Below are 25,979 nucleotides of genomic sequence, written 5' to 3'. Positions count from 1 at the left end.
CGTCTCCAGGGTCTTTGACAAAAAGCCAGGAGACACCCATGAGCACCTGCACCGCGCCCCACACCGCCGACCCGGGACTGCTTGAACATTATGTGAAAAAAATCCTCGCCGCCCCGGTCTATGACCTGGCGGTGCGCACGCCCTTGCAGGCAGCCCCGGCCTTGTCGGCGTTGCTGGGCAACCAGGTATTGCTCAAGCGTGAAGACCTGCAACCGACGTTTTCCTTCAAGATCCGCGGCGCCTACAACAAGCTGGTGCAGCTCACGCCGGAGCAAAAGGCCCGCGGGGTGGTCACCGCGTCGGCGGGCAACCATGCCCAAGGTGTGGCCCTGGCGGCGCGGGAGCTGGGAATCAAGGCGCGCATTGTGATGCCCAGCAGCACGCCGGAACTCAAGGTGCTGGGCGTGCGTTCGCGCGGTGCGGAAGCGGTGCTGCACGGGGCGAGCTTCCCCTTTGCCCTGGCCCATGCGTTGCAACTGGCCGAGCAATCCGGGGGCACCTTCGTTTCGCCGTTCGATGACCCCGAGGTGATTGCCGGCCAAGGTACCGTGGCCATGGAGATCCTGCGCCAACAACAGGGGCCCCTGGATGCGATCTTCGTACCGGTGGGCGGCGGTGGCCTGATCGCCGGGGTCGCCGCCTACGTCAAATACCTGCGGCCCGAGGTGCGCATCATCGGCGTCGAACCCGAAGGGTCCAGTTGCCTGTTGGCGGCGCTGCGGGCCGGTGAGCGGGTGGTGCTGCCCAGTGTCGACGGGTTTGCCGACGGCACGGCGGTGGCGCAGGTCGGTGCTTATGGGTTTGAGATCTGCCGCGACTGGGTGGATGAAGTCATCACGGTCAGCAATGATCAGTTGTGCAGCGCGATCAAGCTGATCTACGACGATACGCGCTCCATCACCGAGCCGTCCGGAGCGCTGGCGGTAGCGGGCCTGCGTGAATACGTGAGCAGTCACAATTTGCGCGGGCAGACTCTGGTGGCGATCAATTCCGGGGCGAACATCAACTTTGATAGTTTGCGACATGTTGCTGAAAGGGTCGCCGCGCAAGGTGCCGTTTAAACAAACGTGCAGGGTTAAACGTTTAATCGCAGCGGTTCGACGACGATTTAATCGATACTGTTTAAGTTATATAAACAAGCACAGTGCTTATGAGGAATGGTTACAACAGGGGCCGATTTTGCCGAGTAGGCTTGGGTGTTGTAAGCGTCTTCCAAGGTCGGTAAGACGTGGCGGGCAAGGGCTCGCCGGATTAATAACAATCTGTTGGCAGTCTCAAGAAAGGAGAGGTTGACCATGCTTTCGGAATTAGAACTTCGCAGCATTATTGAAGGAAGTTTCCTGCCCAAACGGTGCGAATGCACCAAAGCCGAAGATGCGTCGCTGACGATCAAGGTCTACGACGAGCGCGACCGTGACCGGGTGGATTTGGAAGTCAAAGGCATCAACGCGGAAAAACTCGACAGCAGCCGCGCCATTTGCAACCTGATTGCCGGGTTGCGTGAAGACCTCAAGCACACCCATGCACCCGCCCTGCAACGAGCGGGAGGGCGCAGCCTCTACTAGCTGGACGCTTGAGTGTGAGGGACCGAAGACCTGTGGGCCTGGATGAACGCCAGGCCCAATACGGTTTCCGTGGCCACCGCCAGCAAGATGCCCGGCCCGGCATTCCCATTGATCCACTCACTGAACCCCAGCACCGCCAGCACCAGGCACCCGGCGATAAACCCGGTGGTGAGGGCCCGACGCGTGTCTGAAGGCGGCGCGTGACGTGCGCGGTAGAACATGATGCCGATGCCCAGGAACAGCGCGGCGTTGCGGCGCGACACCAGCCCGGTGCCACTGGAATACTCGACACTCCACACCCACAGCAGCAGGTCGGGACGCAGGCCCCAGATAAGCGCGAGGGCGAAGCACAGCAGCGCGGTGAAGGTGGCGAGGGTGCGGAAACTCAACAGCATGGCGAATCCTTTCGGCCTTAGGACAAGCCCGCAAGACTACTCCTATTTGCGCGGGCTTGGCGTGTTTGCCTCATCGACTCAGTTCTGGAAATCGCAGGCGTCGGACATTTTCCGATAGCTCACGTCTTCCACCTTGCCCGCCTTATCCAAGAACTTGATATCCGCCTTGATGACTTTGCATTCGTCAGTCGGGGTTTCGTTCATGGCCAGGACCTTGTCGATATTCATCGGCATGCCGTACCGGTAAGGCACGGGTTTGGCAGCGGCAGGTTGATCGTCGGCCTGGGCCAGGCCTGACACCGCTGCCAGCGCCAGGCTGGCGCTGAGCATTAAGGTGCGCAGTTTCATGGTGGTTCTCCGCAAGTGGGTACAACTTCACTCTCGACGTGCGGGATTAACCATCGATTAATGTTTAGCTGGCTGACAAAACCTTCATCCAAGCTGCTGGCGATACGGCAAGTCCGGCCCGGTCTTGGTGCAGGTCAACGCCGCGGCGCGGATGGCAAAGCCCAGCATGGCGTCGATCTGCGCACGCGTGAGCTGTTGCAGGCCTTCCACTGAATCCAATTGCTGCTCGGTCAACCAGGCAATCAACGCGGCCTGGAAGGTATCACCGGCGCCTACCGTGTCGGCCATCACCACCTTGACCGCCGGTGCAGACCAGTGGCCATGCTGGCGGCTGTAGACGCTGGCGCCCTCGCCACCACGGGTCAGGAAAACCAGCTGGCAACGGTGTTGCAGCCAGCCTTGCAGCACGCTTTCCGGCGACTGGTCGGGGTAGAGCAGGTGCAGGTCTTCGTCGCTGACCTTGATCAGGTCGGCATGCTTGACCAGTTCCGCTACGCGGTTGCGCCACAGCTGGATATCGGGCTGCGGGTTGAGCCGCACGTTGGGGTCGAGGCTGATCATGCGCTTGCCGCTTTCGCGCTTGACCAAACTCAGCAGGGTGTCGCCGATCGGTTGCACCACCAGCGAAAACGAGCCGATATGCAGGCCGCGAATGTCAGCCCCCAGCGCGGGCAGGTGGTCGATTTCCAGCAGGCGGTCGGCGCAGCCTTCGCCACGGAAGTTGTACTGCGGTGAACCATTGGCACCCACGGCGACCATCGACAAGGTGGTCGGCGCGGCGAATTCCACCAGGAACTGCTCGCTGACACCTTCGTCCTTGAGCACCTGCAACAAGCGACGGCCAAGGAAGTCGGTGGACACACCGCCGAACAATCCGGCGTCGATGCCCAGGCGACGCAAGCCCACCGCGACGTTGAACGGCGAACCGCCGGCAATCGCCTTGTAATTGACCTTGGAAGCCTGCCCGCTGGCGTCTTCCTCGCTGAAGAAATCAAACAGCGCTTCACCACACACCAGATACATAGTCGTTCGCTCTTAAAGGGTTGCCACGTGCTGTTGATAGCGCTCGTAAGCCTGTTGATAGGCGCTGACGCTGGCCGCCACCGGCAGGGTCCGGCTGGCCGGGTCGACGCTCACGCATTTGTCGCACAGGCTGGCCAGGGATTCGCCGGACTGGCTCCATGCCGCCTGGATCGCCGCGCCCAGGGCAGCGGCTTCGCTTTGTTCGGTGCAGATCACTTCGGTGTTCATGATATCGGCAACCATCTGCCGCCATACCGGGCTTTTCGAGCCACCGCCGATCAAACGGATGCTCTGGCTTTGCAGGCCGGTCTGGCGCAGCAGGTCGAGGCCGTAGCGCAGGCCGAAGGTGGTGCCTTCGACCACCGCACGGCACAGGTTGGCGCGGGTCAGGTTGGTCATGGTCAGGCCGTGCAGGCTGCCGGTGGCGTGGGGCAGGGCAGGCACGCGTTCGCCGTTGAGGAACGGCAGCATGCTCACGCCGTCGGCGCCGATGGGGGCCTGTTCGACCAGGGCGTTGAACGCGGCCAGGTCGAGGTCGAACAGCTCGCGGATCACCCCGGTGGCGTTGGTCAGGTTCATGGTGCAGATCAGTGGCAGCCAGCCGCCGCTGGACGAGCAGAACGTGGCGACCGACGCCTGCGGGCTTACGTTGGGCTGATCGGCGAACGCATACACGGTGCCCGACGAGCCCAGGCTCATGGTGATCACGCCGGGGGCAATGTTGCCGGTGCCGATGGCGCCCATCATGTTGTCACCGCCGCCACTGGCGACGATAGCGTTGGGGTTGATGCCCAAGCGTTCGGCGATGGCGGGCAGGATGCTGCCGACCGCCTGATCGGCCTCAATCAACGGCGGCAAGGCCTGTTCCAGGCGACCGCTCGGATCGATGTGCTTAAGCAGTGCCACGTCCCACTCACGGCTGCGCACATTGAAATAGCCGGTGCCCGAGGCATCGCCGTATTCCGCGACGGCGCGACCGGTGAGCCAATAGTTGAGGTAATCGTGGGGCAGCAGGATATGCGCGATGCGCGCGAAAATGTCTGGGTGCTGCTCGCGGGTCCAAAGCAGCTTGGACACGGTGTAGCCCGGCGCAATCGCTACGCCGAGGCGTTCCAATGAGCCGCTTTCGCCGCCCAGGTAGGCCAGCAGGCGGTCGTTCTCGGGGGCGGTTTCGGTGTCGCACCACAATTTGGCCGGGCGCAATACCGCGCCGTGCTCGTCCAGCAGCACCAGGCCGTGTTGTTGGCCGGATACGCCGATGCCCAGGATGTCCTGACCGTCCACACCGGCTTGTTGCAGGGCACGGTGGGTGGCTTCGGTGAAGGCGTCCAGCCATTCCTGGGTGTGCTGTTCGCGACGGCCATTGGCGCCGCTGATCAGGGTGTGGCTGGCGGCGCCGAGGCCCAGGACTTTGCCGCTGGAGACGTCGAGGACGATGGCCTTGGTGCCTTGGGTGCCGCAGTCGATGCCGAGAAAAAGGTTTTGCTGGGTCATGAGGGTGTGCTCAGCAGTTTATTGTTCGAGTTGGCAATGCATTCCAATGTGGGAGGGGGCTTGCCCCCGATAGCGGTGTGCTAGTCAATGAATCAGTTAGCTGGTCCACCGCCATCGGGGGCAAGCCCCCTCCCACATTGCTAAGCCAGTTTCTTCAGGAGTTGCTGCAGTGTTTTGGTGACGCCCTTGTCGCGCAGGCTTGCATAGCACCGCTCGAACGCTGCCACAAACTCAGGCGAATTGGGAATAGCTGTACCGAAAATTTCCTCCACCCCCAACAGCCGCTTGCTGATCAACGCCTCATCACTCACCAGCCCCTGGCAAAACGCGGCACGCGGATCCGGGATCGTGTAGCGCACGCCGTTCTCATCCACGCCCTTCAAATACAACGCCCACGCCGCCACCACCAGCGCCGCACGCTCCGTCTCGCGCCCATCGGCAATCAACCGATTGATCGTCGGCACGGTGAACTTGGGAAACTTTGACGAACCGTCCGAGCACACCCGCTCCAACTGGTCGGCAATCGCCTGGTTGGAGAAGCGGTCCACCAGCGTCTGCTTGTACTCGGTCAAGTCGATACCCGGCACCGGCGCCAGGTTCGGCGTGACATCCAGGTCCATATACGCCCGCATATACGCCACGAAAACCGGATCGTTCATGGTCTCGTGCACGAACCGATAGCCCTTGAGAAAGCCCAGGTAGGTCAGGGCCAGATGGCTGCCATTGAGCAGGCCGATCTTCATCTCTTCATAGGGCGTGACGTCATGGGTGAATTGCACGCCGACTTTTTCCCAGGCCGGGCGACCGTTGACGAATGTGTCTTCCAGCACCCATTGCACAAAGGGTTCGCACACCACCGGCCAGGCATCGTCGATGCCGTGTTCGTCGTGCAATTGCAAGCGATGAGCGGTGCTGGTCATCGGTGTGATGCGGTCGACCATGGCGTTCGGGAAGCTCACGTTGGCCTTGATCCAGTTATGCAGTTCGGCGTTGTGCAGGGCGGCGAAGGCCAGCAGTGCCTTGCGCGTCACGGCGCCGTTGTGCGGCAGGTTATCGCAGGACATCACGGTGAAGGCCGGGATGCCGTTGGCGCGGCGTTGGGTCAGGGCGGCGCAGATGAAACCGAACACGGTTTTCGGCGCGCTCGGGTGGGCCAGGTCGTGCTGGATCTGCGGCAGGTGGGCCATGAACTCGCCGTTGCTGTCGTCGATGCAGTAGCCGCCTTCGGTGATGGTCAGCGACACAATACGGATGGCCGGGCTGGCGAGCTTATCGATCAACGCCTGGGCACCGTCTTCGGCCAGCAGCATGTCGCTGATCGAGCCGATCACGCGCACTTCGGTGTCGTCGGTATCGCCCAGTTCATACAGGGTGAACAGGTAGTCCTGGCCGGCCAGGTCGTCGCGGGCCTTGCGGTCCTCAGCACGCAGGCCGACGCCGCAAATGCTCCAGTCCAGGCCTTCGCCGGTATTCATCAGTGCATCTGTGTAATACGCCTGGTGCGCGCGATGGAAACCGCCGACACCTATATGAGCGATGCCTTGGGTGGTGCTGGCAATGGCGTAGGCCGGCAGTTTTACTTCCGGCGCCAACTGCGTGAGGGTGTGTTTATTCAGCTTCATAACGTCATACTCGCGAAATCAGGCGGCGGCGCGCAGTGGGCGGGCCACGGCCACGCCGTCGGTGTCGAACAGATGGCAGTGCGCCGGGTCCAGGTGCAGGTGCAACGTCTCGCCATACTGGCTGGCCATGTCGCCGCGAATCCGCAGGGTCAACGGTTCGCCGGTGGCGGTGATGACGTGGCAGAAGGTGTCGCTGCCCAGGCGTTCACCGACGTCGGCGGTGACGGTCAGGGTGTTCTGAGCTATTGAGCCAGAGGTGTCGGCGATTTCCAGGTGCTCCGGGCGAATGCCGAGCGTGACGGCACTGCCCACGCTCAGGGTTGCGCCGCTCAACGGCAGGCTGATGGTGGTGCCGGCGTCCAGTTGCACTTCGCAACCCTGGCCCTCGACACGGGTGACTTTGCCCTTGAGGAAGCCCATCTTCGGCGTGCCGAGAAAGCCTGCCACAAACAGGTTGGCCGGCTGGTGATACAGCTCCAGCGGCGAGCCGACCTGCTCGATACGGCCACTGTTCAACACCACCACTTTGTCGGCCAGGGTCATGGCTTCGACTTGGTCGTGGGTCACGTAGATCATGGTCGCCTGCAACTCTTTATGCAGGCGCGACAGCTCCAGGCGCATCTGCACCCGCAGGGCGGCGTCGAGGTTGGACAGCGGTTCGTCAAACAGGAAGATCTTCGGGTTGCGCACAATCGCGCGGCCGATCGCCACACGCTGACGCTGGCCGCCGGACAGTTGCTTGGGCTTACGCTCCAGCAGCGGGCCCAGCTCGAGGATGCGCGCCGCTTCGCTGACCTTGCTTTCCACTAGCTTCTTGTCGACGCCGGCCAGGTCCAGGGCAAACGACATGTTCTTGCGCACGCTCATGTGCGGGTAGAGCGCATAGGTCTGGAACACCATCGCCAGGTCACGCTTGGCCGGGGTCACTTCGGTGATGTCGCGGCCATCCAGTTCGATGGTGCCTTCGCTGACTTCCTCCAGGCCCGCGATCAGGCGCAGCAGCGTGGATTTACCGCAGCCCGACGGGCCGACGAACACCACGAATTCCTTGTCGTTCACTTCCAGGTCGATGCCTTTGATGATCGAGAAGCCTTCGAAGCCTTTTTGCAGATTCTTGATTTTCAGGTTGGCCATGATGGGCCTCCACGGACAGAATTTTTATAAGAAACCGTTACTTCACGGCGCCGAAGGACAAACCGCGCACCAGCTGTTTCTGGCTGATCCAGCCAAAGATCAGGATCGGCGCGCAGGCCAGGGTCGAAACGGCGGACAATTTGGCCCAGAACAACCCTTCGGGGCTGGAGTAGGAGGCGATCAACGCGGTCAACGGCGCAGCGGTGGATGAGGTCAGGTTCAGCGACCAGAACGCCTCGTTCCAGCACAGGATCAGTGACAGCAACACGGTGGACGCCAGGCCGCCCTTGGCGATCGGCAGCAGCACGCGGACCATTTCCTGCCACAGCGTGGCGCCATCCAGGCGGGCGGCTTCGAGGATGTCCTTGGGGATGTCCTTGAAGTAGGTGTAAACCATCCACACCACAATCGGCAGGTTGATCAGGGTGTAGATGATGATCAGCGCGATGCGCGTGTCCAGCAGGCCAAAGCTCTTGGCCAGCAGGTAGATCGGCATCAGCACGCCCACCGGCGGCAGCATCTTGGTGGAGAGCATCCACAGCAGCGTGCCCTTGGTGCGCTTGGTTTCATAGAACGCCATGGAGTAGGCGGCCGGCACCGAGATCAGCAGGCACAGGGCAGTGGCGCTGAAGGAAATCAGCACCGAGTTCCACGCATAGCTGAAGTAGTTGCTGCGTTCGTTGATGTGCAGGTAGTTCTCCAGCGTCGGCGTGAAGATGAACTGCGGCGGCGTAGCGAATGCGTCGATTTCGGTCTTGAAGCTGGTCAGCACCATCCAGAAGATCGGGAAGAAAATCAGGATCGCGATGGCCCATGCCAACGTGCCGAGCAACAGGCTTTGCAGGCGGCGTGATTGTTGAAGCGTCATGGCACGGCCCTCAAGGCTTGTCAGTCAGGTTTTTGCCGATCATCCGCACCAGGATGATCGCCGCGATATTGGCGATGACCACGGCAATCAAGCCGCCGGCCGAGGCCATGCCCACGTCGAACTGCACCAGCGCCTGGTTGTAGATCAGGTAGGCGAGGTTGGTCGAGGCGTAACCGGGGCCGCCGTTGGTGGTGGTGAAGATTTCGGCGAACACCGAAAGCAGGAAGATCGTTTCGATCATCACCACCACGGCAATCGGGCGGGCCAGGTGGGGCAGGGTCAGGTGCCAGAAAATCGCGATGGCGCCGGCACCGTCCAGGCGCGCGGCTTCCTTTTGTTCCTGGTCGAGGGACTGCATGGCGGTCATCAACAGCAGGATCGCAAAGGGCAGCCATTGCCACGACACAATGATGATGATCGACAGCAACGGGTAGTGCGCCAGCCAGTCCACGGGCTCAGCGCCGAAGAACTTCCACACGGCGGCGAGGATCCCCGACACCGGGTGGAAAATCAGGTTCTTCCAGATCAGCGCGCCGACGGTAGGCATGATGAAGAACGGCGAGATCAACAACACCCGTACCAGGCCGCGACCGAAGAACTCACTGGCCTCCAGCAGGGCGCTGATCAACACCCCGAACACCACACTGATCAGCAGCACGCTGCCCACCAGCAACAGGGTATTGGTGGCGCCGGGCAGGAAGCCCGAGTCGGTGACGAAGTAGGTGAAGTTCTCCAGCCCCACGAATTGGTTTTCACCGGGGTAGAGCAGGTTGTAGCGAATCAGCGAGAAGTACAGGGTCATGCCCAGGGGCACGATCATCCACAGCAGCAGCAAGGCCACCGAGGGGCTGACGAGGAACCAGCCGGGGTTGGCCAGGCGGTTTTTGGCGGGTGTATTCATGGTATTCACGACCGGTACAGAGCAAGAATCGGAGTGCGGTCAGTGTGGGAGGGGGCTTGCCCCCTCCCACATTTGACTGTGGGTGGGTCTGGGTTATTTGGGGTAGCCCGCCCGCTTCATTTCACGCTCGGTGGTGGTCTGCGCGGCGGCCAAGGCTTGGTCCACCGTTTGCTGGCCGGTCAGCGCGCCGGAGAAGAACTTGCCGACCTGGGTACCAATGGCCTGGAATTCAGGAATGGTCACCAACTGGATACCGATATACGGCACCGGCTTGAGCGTCGGCTTGGTCGGGTCCGCGACTTTCAGCGATTCCAAGGTTACCTTGGCAAACGGCGCGGCCTTCATGTACTCGTCGCTGTAGGTCGACTTGCGCGTGCCTGGCGGTACGTTGGCAACGCCGTCGGTCTTGGCGACCAAGGCGCCATATTCCTTGGAGGTGGCCCAGCTGGTGAACACCTTCGCGGCGTCCTTGGCCTTGGAGCTTGTGGGGATCGCCAGGCTCCAGGAGTACAGCCACGACGTGCCCTTGTCGGTCTTCTCGTGAGGGGCAAAGGTAAAGCCAACATGGTCAGCCACTTTGCTCTGGGTCTTGTCGGTGACGAACGAGCCGGCCACGCTGGCATCCACCCAGATGGCGCATTTACCGCTATTGAACAGCGCCAGGTTTTCGTTGAAGCCGTTGCTGGAAGCCCCCGGCGGGCCGGATTTCTTCATGTTGTCGACGTAGAAGTTCAGCGCGTCCTTCCATTCAGGGCCGTTGAATTCAGGTTGCCACTTCTCGTCGAACCAGCGCGCACCGTAGCCGTTGGCCAGGGTGGTGATCAGCGCCATGTTCTCACCCCAACCGGCTTTGCCGCGCAGGCACAGGCCGTATTGCTCTTTGCTCTTGTCGGTGAGTTTGGCCGCGAATTCGCCGATCTGAGTCCAGGTCGGGTGCTCGGGCATGGTCAGCCCGGCGTCCTTGAACAGGTCGGTGCGGTAGTAGGTGATCGAGCTTTCGGCGTAGAACGGCAGGGCGTACAGCGAACCCTTGACTGACAAACCGTCACGCACCGAAGGGAATACATCGTCGAGGTCGTAGGACGCAGGCAGGTCCTTCATCGGCTCCAGCCAGCCTTTGGCGCCCCAGAGTGCTGCTTCGTACATGCCGATGGTCAACACATCGAACTGCCCGCCCTGGGTGGCGATGTCAGTGGTGAGGCGCTGGCGCAGCACGTTTTCTTCGAGCACCACCCAGTTCAGCTTGATCTCCGGGTGCTCGGCCTCGAAGGTTTTCGAGAGCTTCTGCATGCGGATCATGTCGCTGTTGTTGACGGTGGCAATGGTCAGGGTCTGCGCGCCAAGGCTGACGGCGCTGAGGGTCATACATGCAGTTATGCAAGTAGAGGCAAGCAGAGCTTTTGCTGTGAACTTCATCGCGCACTCCATTTCCGCGCCCAGGGGGCTACAGAAGGACAGTTATTGTTGTTGTGTCTTCCCACGAGGCGTCAGGAAGAGTGTGCGTTGATTACAGCCTTGAAATGGCGTTGTGACAAATCCTTGGGAACACTGGGACTGATACTTTTTTGCACTCGATGTTCAGGCCGGATGTTTTCTGTACGAGGTCTCGCCAAGGATAGGAAGGAAGGTGTCGGTGGGGGGGGTACCTGTGACTTCTGACAGTAGACGGGATAAGTAATTAGAGAGTTAATTGTTGGGCATAATTAACCAGGAGGTGTTTATGAAAAACCTTACGCTAAAGTTCAGTGCAACTCTGTTTTCTAAAGTTGCTCTGGGACTGGGTATTGCACTGTTTATCAGCGCGTGTGCGACGGAATCACCGATGGCAGACCCCCCCTGCGAGCAGACAGGTGCAGGATATTTTAAAAGCACTGTGATTGTAGGTGGGTATTATCGTTGTATTTACGATAGCAGCATCCAGCGCTGGAAAAAATATAATTATACCTGCCCGTCAGGGCAGGAGTTTAGTGACGCTGTGAAGAAGTGCGTGCCAATCGCCAGTTAATGTATTTTCGGCTCAAGCAATCTCGGTGGCCTAATATTATTAAGGAAGTAAGCGGCAAATATGAAAGGGGTAAGTCCATGGACTTACCCCTTTTTCATGTCAGGCTGGAAACGGCCGTTGTTGAATCCTGATGTTATCGAAGTCGTATAGGCCTCGGGTTGTTGGGTTGTTGACGCTGATTTCGGCGGTGAATGCGCCACCTGGCAAAGGGCCAACGATCATGTCATAAATCTCCCATCTATCGATTTCGAACATTTTTTTAACGGCGATAGAGGTACCTAGTTTGATCTGGACTGTGGTGGGTCCTCCAATGGCCGCCTCTCTATCAACCCTGAAGTTAAAAGTGACGCGGTAGTACCCTCCAATGGTGGGTGTGAGGATTTTACTGATGTTTACGCCTTGGCCCGTTAAGGGGGCGGCACGCAGAAAGGCATTGCCGTTCGGTTCGCGATGAAGGGTGGTGTTAGGCCATTTACTCACCCAGTTGTTCAGGAAGTTATCGGTGAATGGCGTGAAGTCCTTGATCCATTTGTTGAGTACGATGTAGTCAACCACGGGAAACCGTGTCGCTGTAGTCCGATCCTGGCTGCCGTTAAACGTGACCTCGCAGATGACTTGGATCTTGTCCACTATCAGTAGATCCAGCCAGTCGCGCGAAACGACCTTATTGACCAGCCCATTACTGGCCTCTATCTCAGTGATGGGATAGTTACTGAGCACGGGCAGCGGGTCTACGCCTTCGCTGTAGCACGTGATCCATACCCTTTGATTCTTGCGCGCGAAATCCCAGTGAGCCACAGATGCCAGCGCGTTGCCTGGATACGTCCTCAGGTCCAGGGCACCGTTGGGAGGTGTGCCATTGATCAAGGGGGGCGGAAGTTGCTCGTAGGTCAGCGCCTTGACGATCAGGGTTTGGATATACGAAGGCGACTGCTTGCCGTTGATGGTGACGATGTAGCGCAACTCGATGGTTTTACCCAGGCTCGCTGCGAGGATGTCGGCTGCGATCGGGAAGTCCACACGCCCTCCGTCGAGGCCGTTCTTGCCCAGAATATTGGCCTTGGTACCGTCGGGATACCTCCACTCCAGATCAATCCAATGTGTACCGTTCATCCCGATGTACTCCACTGCCACAAACGCGTAGTGCAGGTAGTCCACCGCGTTGATGGTCACGGAGGCGCCAGGCAGGTTGGCGAACTTAGGCGCGGGCAGGGTACTGGGCAGGCTCTGGATGGTATAGGTGCGTACGCCGAAGCGTAATGCTGTGGTTTTGGCGGGGCTTTCGGCGAAGCTCACCCAGAACTCCACGGTCAACGTTGTGCCGTCTTTCAGCGTGCTGATCTCGCTGTATGGCGTGGCTACGTTGATGCCATTGATTTCGACTTCCGTGCCGACTTGGGCGGCGTCGTAGGTGTCATGGGTGAACGGACGATCATAGGCATCGGTGCCTTTGTAGCGCAGCCACATGACTTGTTCGCGATAGATAAAATCCCATTTTGATACACGTGTACGTGCCGTGGGTTTGAGCTGCGACAGATCCAGGATGTACCCGTCAAAATCATCAATCTTCGGCGTAGGCAGGCCCGTCAGCGGCAGCAACCGCAGATGAACGATCTCCGAAAAAAACGGGAACGCGCCACGAAAGAACGAATACTGCACCTGGATATCCTGGCCGCCGTCGACCAGGCCTTTGGCAATGGTGCGTGAGTCGATGTCGACGCTCACTTCGTTGGTGGCCGGGTTGCCCTGTACGGTTCTGTCAACGCTGCCAAACCCATTGGCGCCGTGCCAGGCGACATTGATACTGTCTGTGAGCCGCATTGGACGGAATTTCACGATGACCCGGGTGCCATTCAACGCCGCCCGTGGGTTGAGTTCGTCGGGGTACAGCGAGGCGTGCTCGATGATCGGGCGGTCCAACCGCGCGCCTGCGCCGACGGTGAGGTCCAGGGGGATTGAAAACAGTCTCACCTCCGGCGGCCCGGGGCGTAGCAGGGCGTAGGTAATCGTCAGGTTGCCGTTATTGTTAAGGTCGAGGATCTTGCGGTCCACCGTGAACACCAGTGGCCGGCCTGCGGATCCGTTATCAATAGGGAACGAGCCGTTGTCCGAGCCACCCAGGCCAGAGCCGTTAATGGACCAAGACACCACGTCTTTGTTGCGCGTGCCGGTATACGGCAATGCCAGCCTTGGGTCACCCACAACATCCCCAGGGTCGACGTTGTTGCCGATCTGGCCCTGCAATTCAGCTGGGGGCATGTCGGCGGTGCGCGCACCGACTTGAATGGGCAGTTTCTTGGACCTGCGCATCTGGCCAGTCACGCCATCGTGCGTCGTGTAGTACGCGTAGGTAGTCCCCTTGCCCTCGAACCGTGCCAGGTCTGCGGGGGGGATGGTGCGAGTGCCGCCTTGGGGGCCGGCCAACAGCGAGTCTTCCCAATCGATGGTGCCACCGCCAGGCAGTAGATGCTCAAGAATCGCGACTTCCAACCATCCAGGATTATGGGGGTCGTAATGCGGAACCCCGAAGATCGCATTTTGGGTCGGGTCCACCTGGCCCAATTCGCTTGGTGTAATAGTGGGAGGCGGCATGGAGATGGGCGTGCCCACCACTACAATGGTATGGCTGCCGGATGCCTTAACCACGTTACCGTTGGATTCGCGCCATTCGAATGACAGTCTGAATTGGCCACCGATAATTTGCTCGATGATGTCGTTATCGACGGTGATGAAAACATGCCCAATGTTGGTATCCGTGGCGGGTGGCAACGCGAACACCTTTTTGGTCTTGTTGGCGAGCGTTGCGCTTAGGAAGACGTGAACCAGGCGTGGTGGGACGGGCCTTGGGCTGACACGATCAATATCAGTCAGCACTTCAAATACTGAGTCATTGTCGGTATCCCAATCCACATGGAAGGTTTCTATGTCGTTAACCAGGAACAGCGGCGCTAGAAGCAGGTTGGGGTCCAGTTCGCTGGGCAGCAAGTAGGGTTTGGAGTAAGGGAATTTTTCATCCGCGGGGTTCAGCACCACATCCGTGACGGTGAACCTGATCGTCACATTGCCCTTGAGGCTGCCTAGCAAGATGATGCTGCGGTCGATAAATATATGTATCGGCGTGCGGCCCAGGGCTTCATCTTCGGATACGCGGTGTTCCAGGATATGGCCATCGTAGGACAGTTCAATCAGGTCGTTGCGGCGCACGTTTTCATACAGCTCGATCTTGGCGGTCAACCCATTAATGATGTTGTCCGGCGTCAGCGGTGTCCCTTCGGGAAACCCGATGATCGCCATGTGCAAGCCCGAGTGGTATTCGTCACCAGGGTCTATATCTCTCCCGCCGGGGCGTGTTTTCTTGACCAGCATCGTTCGCGGTAATGACCAGCTCTGGGAGCCACTTACCCGTTCGACACGTCCTTTCACAATCACGTCACCTTCGGGCACACGCTCCTCAATGACGGTCAATTTATAGCGGTCATTCTCTTCGAAGACATTGGCCTGGGCGACATGGTTCGTCATGTCATTAAAGTACAACGCGTAGCTGTCGAACAGGCTCCAGTTTGTCCATTTCTCGAACCCCCATTTTGTATACGGGTCGACCTGACGTATCCCCAGACCAAAGGCATAGTGGCTTTCGCCGGGAAAGTGACTGATGTCTATAGGGTCAAAGAGCGCGTACGGAAGGTCCAAGTCGTCGGCGCGTGTCGGGGGGGCGTTGAGCGGCCCGGAGGCAAGCTTGGCGTTTGGAAGCGCCGGCGGTTTTTTGCTGTGGGGGTCCTGCGGATGCTGTGACATGGGCAAACACTCCTCGCTGAATGAGCGCGCCCGTGACGGAAGCGCGCAAGTGCAAGGAAATCAGATACCCACGGGATAACCGCGTATAGCTGTCAGAATTGACAGTGGCGACGAGTGGTTGTGAATGGTGATCAGCTCAGGCCAGGTTCTGTTCGGTCAACCGCTGCACGGCGAGACGCCGATAGTGCGATGGGGTCATGCCCTTGAGCTGCTGGAAGCGCCGGTTGAAGTTGGAAATGTTGTTGAACCCCGACTCGAAGCATACATCCGTCACCGCCTTATCACCGTCAGCCAATAATTCGCAGGACTTGCTGATGCGCAAGCGGTTGACGAACTCAATAAACGTACGGCCGGTGGCCTGCTTGAACACCCGTGAAAAATACGTCGGCTTCATCCCCAGGTAATCCGCTACTTCCTCCAGCGGCAACTCACGCGCGTAGTGGGCGAAGATGTAGTCCACCGCGCGGTTGGTGCGGTCGATGCTGTGCTCGTCGGCCAACTGCGGTGTCGTCACCCCTGAAAGCAACTGGTAGTCCTCACACGCACTCAGCACTTCCAGCAGGATAAAGAAGTGCCCCAGGCGCGCCATGCCCTGGGCGTCCTCGATGCGTTGCATCAAGATCATGGCTTGCGCGATGGTCTTTTTGCAGCGGAACTCGATGCCGTACTGCGCCCGTTCCAGCAACGGCGCCAGGGTCTTGAGTTCGGTGAAGATGTGGCTGCCTTGCTCGAACAATTCATCGGTGAAGTTCACCAGCATGTCGCGCTTGGGCACCACCTCGTCTTCCTCCACCTGGCTGATCCAGTTGTGGGGCAGGTTGGGGCCGGTGAGGAACAGGCTTTCCGGGTAGAAGTTGCCGATATAGTCGCCGATGAACACCTTGCCGGAACTGGCGACGATCAGGTGCAGCTCGTATTCCTTGTGAAAGTGCCAGCGCACCAGCGGGCAGGGGAAACCGTGCTGGCGATAGATGATGGACAGGCCGTTGTGGTCGTCCATCAGCTCGTAGGAAGGGTCGGTGATGCGCGTTGCTCGGGTCATGCTGCCGTCGCTTTATTGTGGTTGCTGCGTAGGATAATGCCCCCTCGCGCGCGACCTCGCCAGCGTCGATGTTTATACCAGGCGGTTTTTCGCCTCGATCCACTGGGACATGTACTGCGTACTTTTATGCGCGTGGTGGCGCAGCATGCTGCCGGTGAAGTTGTCGCGGCGATGGTCAGCGAGATGGCGGCGGCACTGTTCCAGGCACGCCACCAGCGCCGGTCCGTGAACAGCCTGGTCGTAGCGGCGGCCCAGCAGTTGGCGCCCGTCTTCCTGGGCCTGGTTCCAGCGCTCGCGGTCCTGGTAAAGCGCTACGGCAGCGGCGGCGAGGGCCGGCGCGCTGTGTTCGATCAGGCCCGGCCATGGCTGTTCATCACCCATGGCCTCGGCGCCGATGGGCGTGGTGATATTCGGTGTGCCGCAGAGCATCGCATCCGCCAGCTTGCCCTTGATGCCGGCGCCGAAACGCAGGGGCGCCAGGCAGATACGCGCGGCAGTCATTACCTGCAAGGCGTCTTCGGCCCAGTTCATCACATGAAAACCCTGCGTCGGGTTGTGTAAGGCCGTGGCCTTGGGCGGGGTGTAGGCGCCATAGATGTGCAACTGCGCCCCCGGCAATTGCTGGCGGATCAGCGGCCACAGGCTGTTTTTCATCCACAGCACCGCGTCCCAGTTGGGCGCGTGGCGGAAGTTGCCGATGCTGAGAAAGTGCGCACGCTCTTCAAACGGCGCGAAGGCTGCGGTCGGCGGTTCCAGCATCAGCGGGCACCAGTGGAGCAGGGCGGCAGGGACCTTGAAGTGCTCGGTGAGCAGGCGGATTTCCACGTCGGAGATCATCAGGCTGATGTCGCAGCGGTAAATCGCGGCGATTTCGCGCTTGGCCAGGTCGGACTCGGCCATCAAGTGGAATTCCTCCTGCAACGCCGGGGAAAACAGCGCGCTGAAGTCGTCGCTGTCGGGGTGGGCCTTCAGGTGATCCTTGAAGCGCTGGTGACGTGCGTCGCGCAGGCTTTGCAGGTCGGAGGTTTCCAGTACGCGCAGGGCGTTGGGGCAACATTTCTCGACGCGCCAACCGAACTGTTCTTCCATCATGAAGCGGTCGAACAGCACGATATCCGGGGCCAGTTCGCGGATAAAATCGTCGAAACTGCTGTTATTGAGCGCGATGGCGCATTCGGCGATGCCCAGCGCAGGCAAATCGGCCTTATGCTCGCCGAGGGTTGCGGGGCTGCTGAAGGTGATGTCCCAACCTTGCGTCAGAAAACCCTCAAGAATTTGCATCATATGCCCGCCTGCGGCCGAGGAGCGCGGTTCCGGCCAGACATAACCAATGACCAGGACTTTGGTGGCAGGCTGATTCATCAACAACAGGTTCCTTGAAGGGCAGGGCGGAAGGCGCGCAATTAAACCATAACCGGCGACATGACAATTTATGTCTGGCGGTAGGTAGCCATCGCACTTTGTGGTTAACTTCCGCCTCTCGAATTCGTTTTATCAAACCCAGCATAAGGATTCTGTTCATGGCCCAAGTCACCCTTCGTGGTAACCCCGTCCAGATTGAAGGCGAACTGCCGAAAACCGGTTCCACCGCCCCTGAGTTCAGCCTTGTCGCTGTCGACCTGTCGGAAGCTTCCCTGGAAACGTTCGCCGGCAAGCGCAAAGTACTGAACATCTTCCCAAGCGTTGATACCCCGACCTGCGCCACCTCGGTACGCAAGTTCAACGCCCAGGCCAACGATGTGAGCAACACTGTCGTGCTGTGCATCTCGTCTGACCTGCCGTTCGCCCAGAAGCGTTTCTGCGGCACCGAAGGCCTGGACAACGTGCTGAGCCTGTCGGACTTCCGCAACGCCGACTTCGCCGTTGACTACGGTGTGTCTCTCGCCGACGGCCCGTTGCAAGGCCTGACCGCCCGTGCCGTCGTGGTATTGGACGAAAACAACAACGTGCTGCACAGCGAACTGGTCAGCGAAATCGGCCAGGAGCCGAACTACGAAGCAGCCCTGGCTGTTTTGAAGTAACTGTTTCGGTACGTTACTGCCGTTTTGCAGTAACACGCTTGCTGCATAATTGCGGCCTGGCCTAGTCCAGGCCGTTTTTATTTGTGCCTCAGGGGCTTAGCGAAATAGCGAACGGACTAAGCCCAGAAGTTAAAAGTTGTAAGCCCAAGGTAAATAGCCGGTAAAGGCGCTTTTCTTAATGCGCCCCAGTGCTTATCTTTCAGCCTCCCAAAGAAGAAGCTCTCGCGCCCAATGGTTGATCAATCCATGCAATCCTCCCCCCGTAAGTCCCGCCGTTGGCTGTTTGGCCTGCTCGTGCTGCTGGTTATCGCCGGCCTGTGCTGGAAATTCTGGCCCGGCAGCCACAAGGAGGGTGCCGAGCAGAAGCCTGCCGGGCATGCCGGCAAGTCGGGGATGATGCGCCCGGGTTTCGGCGGCTCCACCGGCCCGGTGCCGGTGCGCGTGGCACCGGCGGTACTGGGGGAGTTCCCGGTCTACTACAAGGCGCTGGGCACGGTCACCGCGCTCAACACCATCAATGTGCGCAGCCGGGTGGGCGGCGAGCTGGTGAAGATCGCCTTTGAAGAAGGCCAGATGGTCAAGGCCGGCGACCTGCTCGCCGAGATCGACCCGCGCAGCTACCAGAATGCTCTGCTCCAGGCCCAGGGCACATTGATGCAGAACCAGGCCCAGCTGAAAAACGCCCAGGTCGATGTCCAGCGTTATCGCGACCTGTACGCCCAGGACAGTATCGCCAAGCAGACCCTCGACACCGCCGAAGCGCTGGTGCTGCAATACCAGGGCACGGTCAAGACCAACCAGGGCGCGGTGGATGACGCCAAGCTCAACCTCGAATTCACCAAGATCCGCGCACCGATCAGTGGCCGCGTGGGCCTGCGCCAGGTGGACGTGGGCAACCTGGTGGCGGCCAACGACACCACCTTCCTCGCGGTGATCACCCAGACCCAGCCGATCAGCGTGGCCTTCACCCTGCCGGAAAACACCCTGGAAACCGTGCTCGCCCGCTACCACGCCGGCAACAAGCTGCCCGTGGAAGCCTGGGACCGCGGCGACGTGAAAAAACAGGCCACTGGCGTGCTGCAGAGCCTGGACAACCAGATCGACGTCACCACCGGCACCCTGAAATTCAAAGCCCGTTTCGATAACAAGGACCAGGCGCTGTTCCCGAACCAGTTCGTCAATGTGCACCTGCTGGCCGACACCCTGCACGACGTGGTGCTGGCACCCTCGGCGGCGATCCAGTTCGGCAACACCGGCACCTTCGTCTACGTGCTCGACGGTGACAAGAAGGTCAAGGTGCAACCGCTGGTGGTGGGAGACACCGACGGCGACAACACCGTGATCAAAGAGGGCCTCAAGGCTGGCGATCGGGTGGTGCTGGAAGGCACCGACCGCCTCAAGGACGGCAGCGAGATCGAAGTGGTCAACGACAGCAGCGAAGTGCCGACCACCCCGACCGAACACCTGCAAGGCAAGCCTGCGGCTAAAGGGGAGACCGGCAGCACCGCCGGCAAGGCGCAAAAGGTCGGTTCATGAACCTGTCGCGGCTGTTTATCCTTCGCCCGGTCGCCACCACGCTGAGCATGCTGGCCATTGTCCTGGCCGGCATCATTTCGTACCGCTTGCTGCCGGTATCGGCCTTGCCCCAGGTGGATTACCCGACCATCCGGGTGATGACCCTGTACCCCGGCGCCAGCCCGGATGTGATGACCAGTGCGGTCACCGCACCGCTGGAACGCCAATTCGGGCAAATGCCTGGCCTCACGCAGATGGCGTCCACCAGCTCCGGCGGCGCGTCGGTGCTCACCCTGCGTTTCAACCTCGACATCAATATGGATGTCGCCGAGCAGCAGGTGCAGGCTGCGATCAACGCCGCCACCAACCTGCTGCCCAAGGACCTGCCGGCGCCGCCGGTGTACAACAAGGTCAACCCGGCGGACACCCCGGTGCTGACCTTGGCAATCACCTCCAAGACCATGCTGCTGCCCAAGCTCAATGACCTGGTCGATACGCGCATGGCGCAGAAAATCGCGCAGATCAGCGGCGTCGGCATGGTCAGCATCGCCGGCGGCCAGCGCCAGGCCGTGCGCATCAAGGTCAACCCCGAGGCCCTGGCGGCCAACGGCCTGAACCTGTCGGACGTGCGCACCCTGATTGCCGCCTCCAACGTCAACCAGCCCAAGGGCAACTTCGACGGCCCGACGCGGGTGTCGATGCTCGACGCCAACGACCAGTTGGTGTCGCCCCAGCAATACGCCGAACTGATCCTGGCCTACAACAATGGCGCGCCGCTGCGCCTTAAAGACGTGGCACAGATCGTCGACGGTGCCGAAAACGAACGCCTCGCTGCCTGGGCCAACGAAAACCAAGCCGTGCTGCTGAATATCCAGCGCCAGCCGGGGGCCAACGTGATCGAGGTGGTGGACCGTATCAAGGCATTGCTGCCGAGCATTACCGACAACTTGCCGGCCGGCCTCGACGTGACGGTGCTGACCGACCGCACCCAGACCATCCGCGCCTCGGTAAAAGACGTGCAGCACGAATTGCTCATCGCCATTGCCCTGGTGGTGATGGTGACCTTCCTGTTCCTGCGTCGGGTCAGCGCCACGATCATTCCCTCGATTGCCGTGCCGCTGTCGCTGGTGGGCACCTTTGGCGTGATGTACCTGGCGGGTTTCTCCATCAATAACCTGACGCTGATGGCCCTGACCATCGCCACCGGGTTTGTGGTGGACGACGCCATCGTGATGCTGGAGAACATCTCCCGTTACATCGAAGAAGGCGAAACGCCGCTGGCCGCCGCGCTCAAGGGCGCCAAGCAGATCGGCTTCACCCTGATTTCCCTGACACTGTCGCTGATCGCGGTGCTGATCCCGCTGTTGTTCATGGCCGACGTCGTGGGGCGGCTGTTCCGCGAATTCGCCATCACCCTGGCGGTGGCGATCCTGATCTCCCTGGTGGTGTCCCTGACCCTCACGCCGATGATGTGCGCGCGGTTGCTCAAGCGTGAACCCAAGATCGAGGAGCAGAGCCGTTTCTACAAGGCCAGCGGCGCCTGGATCGATTGGCTGATCGCGCGTTACGGGAGCATGTTGCAGTGGGTGCTCAAGCACCAGCCGCTGACCCTGCTGGTGGCCATTGCCACGCTGGGCCTGACCGTATGCCTGTACCTGGTGGTGCCCAAGGGCTTCTTCCCGGTGCAGGACACCGGGGTGATCCAGGGCATTTCCGAAGCGCCGCAGTCGATTTCGTTCGCGGCCATGAGCCAGCGCCAGCAACAGTTGGCCAAGATCATCCTGGCCGACCCGGCGGTAGAAAGCCTGTCGTCCTATATTGGCGTGGATGGCGATAACGCCACCCTCAACAGCGGGCGCTTGCTGATCAACCTCAAGGCCCACGGTCAGCGTGACCTGAGCGCAGCCCAGGTGATCACCCGCCTGCAGCCGGAAATCGACAAGCTGGTGGGCATCCGCCTGTTCATGCAGCCGGTGCAGGACCTGACCATCGAAGACCGCGTCAGCCGCACCCAGTACCAATTCAGCATGTCCTCGCCGGATGCCGAGCTACTGGCGCTGTGGAGCGACAAGCTGGTCCACGCGTTGAGCCAGTTACCCGAACTCACCGACGTGGCCAGCGATCTGCAGGACAAGGGCCTGCAGGTGTATTTGGTGATCGACCGCGATGCCGCCTCGCGGCTGGGCGTGAGCGTATCGACCATCACCGACGCGCTGTATGACGCCTTCGGCCAGCGGCAGATTTCCACCATCTACACCCAGGCCAGCCAGTACCGCGTGGTATTGCAGGCCCAATCCGGCGAAACCCTGGGTCCCGAGGCGTTGAACCAGATCCATGTGAAGACCACCGACGGCGGCCAGGTGCGCTTGTCCAGCCTGGCCCATGTGGAACAGCGCCAGGCCCAGTTGGCGATTGCGCACATCGGCCAGTTCCCGGCGGTGATGATGTCGTTCAACCTGGCCCCCGGCGTTGCGCTGGGCAAAGGCGTGGAGCTGATCAACCAGACCCAGAAAGACATCGGCATGCCGGTGGGCGTGCAGACCCAGTTCCAGGGCGCGGCCCAGGCGTTCGAGGCGTCGCTGTCGAGCACCTTGCTGCTGATCCTGGCGGCGGTGGTCACCATGTACATCGTGCTGGGTGTGCTCTACGAGAGCTATATCCACCCGATCACCATTCTCTCGACCTTGCCTTCGGCGGCGGTGGGGGCGTTGCTGGCCCTGCTGCTCAGTGGCAATGACCTGGGCATGATCGCGATCATCGGCATCATTCTGCTGATCGGTATCGTCAAGAAGAACGCGATCATGATGATCGACTTCGCCCTCGACGCCGAACGCAACCAGGGCCTCGACCCGCAGACCGCCATCTACCAGGCGGCGCTGCTGCGTTTCCGGCCGATCCTGATGACCACCCTGGCGGCGCTGTTTGGTGCGGTGCCCTTGATGTTGGCCACCGGTTCCGGCGCGGAATTGCGCCAACCGCTGGGTTTGGTGATGGTCGGCGGCTTGCTGGTAAGCCAGGTGTTGACGCTGTTCACCACCCCGGTGATCTACCTGTACTTCGACCGTCTCGGCCGCCGCTGGCGCAAAGAGCCGCAAAGCCTGGAGCCGGTTGAGTCATGAACCTGTCCGGACCTTTCATCCGTCGGCCGGTAGCGACCATGCTGCTGAGCCTGGCGATCATGTTGCTGGGCGGTGTCAGCTTCAACCTGCTGCCGGTGTCGCCGCTGCCGCAGATCGACTTCCCGGTGATCGTGGTGTCGGCCAGCTTGCCCGGCGCCAGCCCCGAGGTAATGGCGTCTACCGTGGCCACGCCGCTGGAGCGCTCGTTCGGCGCGATTGCCGGCATTACCACCATGAGCAGTTCGTCGAGCCAGGGTTCCACCCGGGTGATCCTCGCGTTCGATTCCGACCGCGATATCAACGGCGCGGCGCGGGAGGTGCAAGCGGCGATCAACGCCTCGCGCAACCTGCTGCCCAGCGGTATGCGCAGCATGCCCACCTACAAGAAGATCAACCCGTCCCAGGCGCCGATCATGGTGCTGTCGCTCACCTCGGACGTGCTGCAGAAAGGCCAGCTGTACGACCTGGCCTCGACCATCCTCTCGCAAAGCCTGTCCCAGGTACCGGGTGTAGGCGAAGTGCAGATCGGCGGCAGCTCCCTGCCGGCGGTGCGCATTGAGCTGGAGCCCAAGGCGCTCGATCAGTACGGCGTGGCCCTCGACGATGTACGCAACACCATCGCCAACGCCAACCAGCGGCGGCCCAAAGGCTCCCTGGAAGATAGCCAGCGTAACTGGCAGATCCAGGCCAACGACCAGTTGGAGAAAGCCAAGGACTACGAGCCGCTGCTGATTCGCTACCAGAACGGCGCAGCCCTGCGCCTGGGGGATGTCGCCAAGATCAGCGACGGCGTGGAAGACCGCTACAACAGCGGCTTCTTCAACAATGACTCGGCGGTGCTGCTGGTGATCAACCGCCAGTCCGGTGCCAACATCATCGAGACCGTCCGCCAGATCAAGGCACAACTGCCGGCGTTGCAGGCGGTGCTGCCGTCCAGCGTCAAGCTCAGCCTGGCCATGGACCGCTCGCCGGTGATCACCGCCACCTTGCACGAAGCCGAAATGACCCTGTTGATCGCGGTGGGGCTGGTGATCCTGGTGGTGTACCTGTTCCTGGGCAACTTCCGCGCTTCGTTGATCCCGACACTGGCGGTGCCGGTGTCGCTGGTGGGCACGTTCGCGATCATGTACCTCTACGGTTTCTCGCTGAACAACTTCTCGCTGATGGCGCTGATCCTGGCCACCGGCCTGGTGGTGGACGATGCCATCGTGGTGCTGGAGAACATTTCCCGGCACATCGACGAAGGCGTGCCGCCGATGAAAGCGGCGTACCTGGGGGCCGAGGAAGTCGGCTTTACCCTGTTGTCGATGAACGTGTCGCTGGTGGCGGTGTTCCTGTCCATCCTGTTCATGGGCGGGATTGTCACCAACCTGTTTCGCGAGTTTTCCATCACCTTGTCGGCGGCGATCATTGTCTCGCTGATCGTCTCGTTGACCCTCACGCCGATGCTCTGCGCGCGCTGGCTCAAGCCGCATGTCAAAGACCGGATGACCGGTTTGCAGCGCTGGAGCCAGAAGATCAACGACCGCATGGTCGCCGGCTACGCCACCAGCCTGGACTGGGTGCTGCGCCATCGTCGCCTGACCCTGCTCAGCCTGTTGCTGACCATTGGTATGAACGTGGCGTTGTACGTGGTGGTGCCGAAAACCTTCATGCCCCAGCAGGACACCGGCCAGTTGATCGGTTTTGTGCGCGGTGATGACGGGCTGTCGTTCAGCGTGATGCAGCCGAAGATGGAGACCTTTCGCCAGGCGGTGCTCAAGGACCCGGCGGTGCTCAGCGTGGCCGGCTTCATCGGTGGCAACAACGGCACCAACAACGCGGTGATGCTGGTACGCCTGAAGCCCATCAGCGAACGCAAGATTTCCGCCCAGGCGGTGATCGAGCGCCTGCGCAAGGACGTGCCGCTGGTGCCGGGCGGGCGTCTGTTCCTGATGGCCGACCAGGACCTGCAATTCGGTGGCAGCCGCGACCAAACCAGCGCGCAGTATTCCTACATCCTGCAAAGCGGCGACCTCGCGGCACTGCGCCTGTGGTACCCGAAAGTGGTCGCTGCCTTGCGTGAGCTGCCGGAGCTCACCGCCATCGACGCCCGCGAAGGCCGGGGTGCGGCGCAGGTCACGCTGATTGTCGACCGCGACCAGGCGAAGCGCCTGGGCATCGACATGGACATGGTCACGGCGGTGCTTAACAACGCCTACAGCCAGCGGCAGATTTCCACCATTTACGACAGCCTCAACCAGTACCAGGTGGTGATGGAGGTCAATCCCAAGTACGCCCAGGACCCGATCACCCTCAACCAGATGCAGGTGATTACTTCCACGGGTGCACGGGTGCCGTTGTCGACCATTGCCCACTATGAGAACAGCCTGGCCGATGACCGCGTCAGCCACGAAGGCCAGTTCGCCTCGGAAAACATTGCCTTCGACATGGCGCCCGGCGTGACGGTGGAGCAGGGGACGGCCGCCATCGAGCGGGCGATTGCCAAAGTCGGGTTGCCGGAAGACGTGATCGCCAAGATGGCCGGCACCGCCGATGCCTTTGCGGCCACGCAGAAGGGCCAGCCGTTCATGATCCTCGGCGCGCTGGTGGCGGTGTACCTGGTGCTGGGCATTCTGTATGAAAGCTACATTCACCCGCTGACGATTCTCTCGACCCTGCCGTCGGCGGGGGTCGGCGCCATGCTCGCGATTTACCTGACAGGGGGCGAGTTCAGCCTGATTTCCTTGCTGGGCCTGTTCCTGTTGATCGGGGTGGTGAAGAAGAACGCGATCCTGATGATCGACCTGGCGTTGCAGTTGGAGCGCAAGGACGGCCTGGGCCCGCTGGAATCGATCCGCAGCGCCTGCCTGTTGCGTTTGCGCCCGATCCTGATGACCACCCTGGCGGCCATCCTCGGTGCCTTGCCTTTGCTGCTGGGCACGGGCGATGGCGCGGAAATGCGTCGCCCCCTGGGCCTGACCATTATCGGCGGCCTGGTGTTCAGCCAGGTCCTGACCCTTTACACCACTCCGGTGGTTTACCTTTATCTCGACCGCGCGCGCCATCGCTTCAACGCCTGGCGCGGCGTACGGACCGATGCTGCCCTGGACACTGCGCTATGACCGATCCAATCAACGCCCCCGTAGGCAC

General features: G+C 60.8%; 19 protein-coding genes. 7 read left to right on the top strand and 12 right to left on the bottom strand.

Annotated elements, in window-relative coordinates; all coding sequences use genetic code 11:
• Nucleotides 1-38: 38 nt before the first annotated feature.
• Both ilvA and AO064_RS14850 read left to right on the top strand, forming a co-directional pair.
• Nucleotides 39-1,061: a threonine ammonia-lyase, biosynthetic gene (gene ilvA, locus AO064_RS14855; RefSeq protein ID WP_082893942.1), complete on the top strand. Its 1,023-nt coding sequence runs from the start codon at nucleotides 39-41 to the stop codon at nucleotides 1,059-1,061.
• Nucleotides 1,062-1,295: 234 nt separating this feature from the next.
• The gene (locus AO064_RS14850; protein WP_043205265.1) at nucleotides 1,296-1,565 is read left to right on the top strand and encodes a DUF1652 domain-containing protein; all 270 of its coding nucleotides are present in this window, start codon (nucleotides 1,296-1,298) and stop codon (nucleotides 1,563-1,565) included.
• Here the strand turns inward: AO064_RS14850 and AO064_RS14845 are convergent.
• The 9 genes from AO064_RS14845 to AO064_RS14805 form a co-directional block, all read right to left on the bottom strand.
• The gene (locus AO064_RS14845) at nucleotides 1,562-1,960 is read right to left on the bottom strand and encodes a hypothetical protein (RefSeq protein WP_046033796.1); all 399 of its coding nucleotides are present in this window, start codon (nucleotides 1,958-1,960) and stop codon (nucleotides 1,562-1,564) included. The genes AO064_RS14850 and AO064_RS14845 overlap by 4 nt on opposite strands.
• Nucleotides 1,961-2,038: 78 nt before the next feature.
• Complete coding sequence (locus AO064_RS14840) at nucleotides 2,039-2,308, bottom strand: DUF2790 domain-containing protein (protein ID WP_043205266.1); 270 nt, start codon at nucleotides 2,306-2,308, stop codon at nucleotides 2,039-2,041.
• 84 nt (nucleotides 2,309-2,392) lie between these two features.
• Nucleotides 2,393-3,331 carry a carbohydrate kinase family protein gene (locus AO064_RS14835; protein ID WP_012723926.1) on the bottom strand — a complete coding sequence of 313 codons (939 nt, stop codon included), beginning with the start codon at nucleotides 3,329-3,331 and terminating at the stop codon, nucleotides 2,393-2,395.
• A gap of 12 nt (nucleotides 3,332-3,343) precedes the next feature.
• A complete protein-coding gene (gene xylB / locus AO064_RS14830; protein ID WP_064053809.1) occupies nucleotides 3,344-4,825 on the bottom strand; it encodes a xylulokinase in 1,482 nt (493 codons plus the stop codon).
• 140 nt (nucleotides 4,826-4,965) lie between these two features.
• Complete coding sequence (locus AO064_RS14825) at nucleotides 4,966-6,447, bottom strand: mannitol dehydrogenase family protein (RefSeq protein WP_064053808.1); 1,482 nt, start codon at nucleotides 6,445-6,447, stop codon at nucleotides 4,966-4,968.
• An 18-nt stretch (nucleotides 6,448-6,465) separates the two neighbouring features.
• Nucleotides 6,466-7,581: an ABC transporter ATP-binding protein gene (locus AO064_RS14820; protein WP_064053807.1), complete on the bottom strand. Its 1,116-nt coding sequence runs from the start codon at nucleotides 7,579-7,581 to the stop codon at nucleotides 6,466-6,468.
• A gap of 37 nt (nucleotides 7,582-7,618) precedes the next feature.
• Nucleotides 7,619-8,449: a carbohydrate ABC transporter permease gene (locus AO064_RS14815; protein WP_064053806.1), complete on the bottom strand. Its 831-nt coding sequence runs from the start codon at nucleotides 8,447-8,449 to the stop codon at nucleotides 7,619-7,621.
• Nucleotides 8,450-8,459: 10 nt separating this feature from the next.
• Entirely contained in the window at nucleotides 8,460-9,350 is an 891-nt protein-coding gene (locus AO064_RS14810; protein ID WP_046033800.1) for a carbohydrate ABC transporter permease, read from the bottom strand.
• 93 nt (nucleotides 9,351-9,443) lie between these two features.
• The gene (locus tag AO064_RS14805; RefSeq protein WP_064053805.1) at nucleotides 9,444-10,766 is read right to left on the bottom strand and encodes an ABC transporter substrate-binding protein; all 1,323 of its coding nucleotides are present in this window, start codon (nucleotides 10,764-10,766) and stop codon (nucleotides 9,444-9,446) included.
• Nucleotides 10,767-11,070: 304 nt separating this feature from the next.
• On the opposite strand from AO064_RS14805, the gene AO064_RS14800 reads away from it, so the two are divergent.
• Nucleotides 11,071-11,355, top strand: a complete 285-nt coding sequence (locus tag AO064_RS14800) for a chitin-binding domain-containing protein (protein ID WP_064053804.1) — start codon at nucleotides 11,071-11,073, stop codon at nucleotides 11,353-11,355.
• A 99-nt stretch (nucleotides 11,356-11,454) separates the two neighbouring features.
• On the opposite strand, the gene AO064_RS14795 is transcribed toward AO064_RS14800, so the two are convergent.
• The 3 genes from AO064_RS14795 to AO064_RS14785 all read right to left on the bottom strand — a co-directional run bounded on the left by AO064_RS14795 (nucleotide 11,455) and on the right by AO064_RS14785 (nucleotide 17,554).
• Nucleotides 11,455-15,150 (bottom strand): hypothetical protein, encoded by a 3,696-nt coding sequence (locus AO064_RS14795; RefSeq protein ID WP_064053803.1) that lies wholly within the window; start codon nucleotides 15,148-15,150, stop codon nucleotides 11,455-11,457.
• A 136-nt stretch (nucleotides 15,151-15,286) separates the two neighbouring features.
• Nucleotides 15,287-16,192 carry an AraC family transcriptional regulator gene (locus AO064_RS14790; protein WP_064053802.1) on the bottom strand — a complete coding sequence of 302 codons (906 nt, stop codon included), beginning with the start codon at nucleotides 16,190-16,192 and terminating at the stop codon, nucleotides 15,287-15,289.
• 72 nt (nucleotides 16,193-16,264) lie between these two features.
• Nucleotides 16,265-17,554 carry a glycosyltransferase gene (locus AO064_RS14785; RefSeq protein ID WP_064053801.1) on the bottom strand — a complete coding sequence of 430 codons (1,290 nt, stop codon included), beginning with the start codon at nucleotides 17,552-17,554 and terminating at the stop codon, nucleotides 16,265-16,267.
• A gap of 158 nt (nucleotides 17,555-17,712) precedes the next feature.
• Between AO064_RS14785 and tpx the strand changes: the two genes are divergently transcribed.
• The 4 genes from tpx to AO064_RS14765 all read left to right on the top strand — a co-directional run bounded on the left by tpx (nucleotide 17,713) and on the right by AO064_RS14765 (nucleotide 25,951).
• Entirely contained in the window at nucleotides 17,713-18,213 is a 501-nt protein-coding gene (tpx, locus tag AO064_RS14780) for a thiol peroxidase (RefSeq protein ID WP_064053800.1), read from the top strand.
• 231 nt (nucleotides 18,214-18,444) lie between these two features.
• Entirely contained in the window at nucleotides 18,445-19,749 is a 1,305-nt protein-coding gene (locus AO064_RS14775) for an MdtA/MuxA family multidrug efflux RND transporter periplasmic adaptor subunit (protein WP_012723936.1), read from the top strand.
• Nucleotides 19,746-22,847, top strand: a complete 3,102-nt coding sequence (locus AO064_RS14770; protein ID WP_046033802.1) for an MdtB/MuxB family multidrug efflux RND transporter permease subunit — start codon at nucleotides 19,746-19,748, stop codon at nucleotides 22,845-22,847. Before AO064_RS14775 ends, AO064_RS14770 begins: the two co-directional genes overlap by 4 nt.
• A complete protein-coding gene (locus tag AO064_RS14765) occupies nucleotides 22,844-25,951 on the top strand; it encodes an efflux RND transporter permease subunit (protein WP_064053799.1) in 3,108 nt (1,035 codons plus the stop codon). Before AO064_RS14770 ends, AO064_RS14765 begins: the two co-directional genes overlap by 4 nt.
• The last annotated feature ends 28 nt before the right edge of the window (nucleotides 25,952-25,979 follow it).

The organism is Pseudomonas marginalis (assembly GCF_001645105.1).
Classification (GTDB): Bacteria; Pseudomonadota; Gammaproteobacteria; order Pseudomonadales; family Pseudomonadaceae; genus Aquipseudomonas; species Aquipseudomonas petroselini.
Note: the sequence above shows the minus strand (reverse complement) of the source record. Positions and strands in the feature narration are given on the sequence as shown.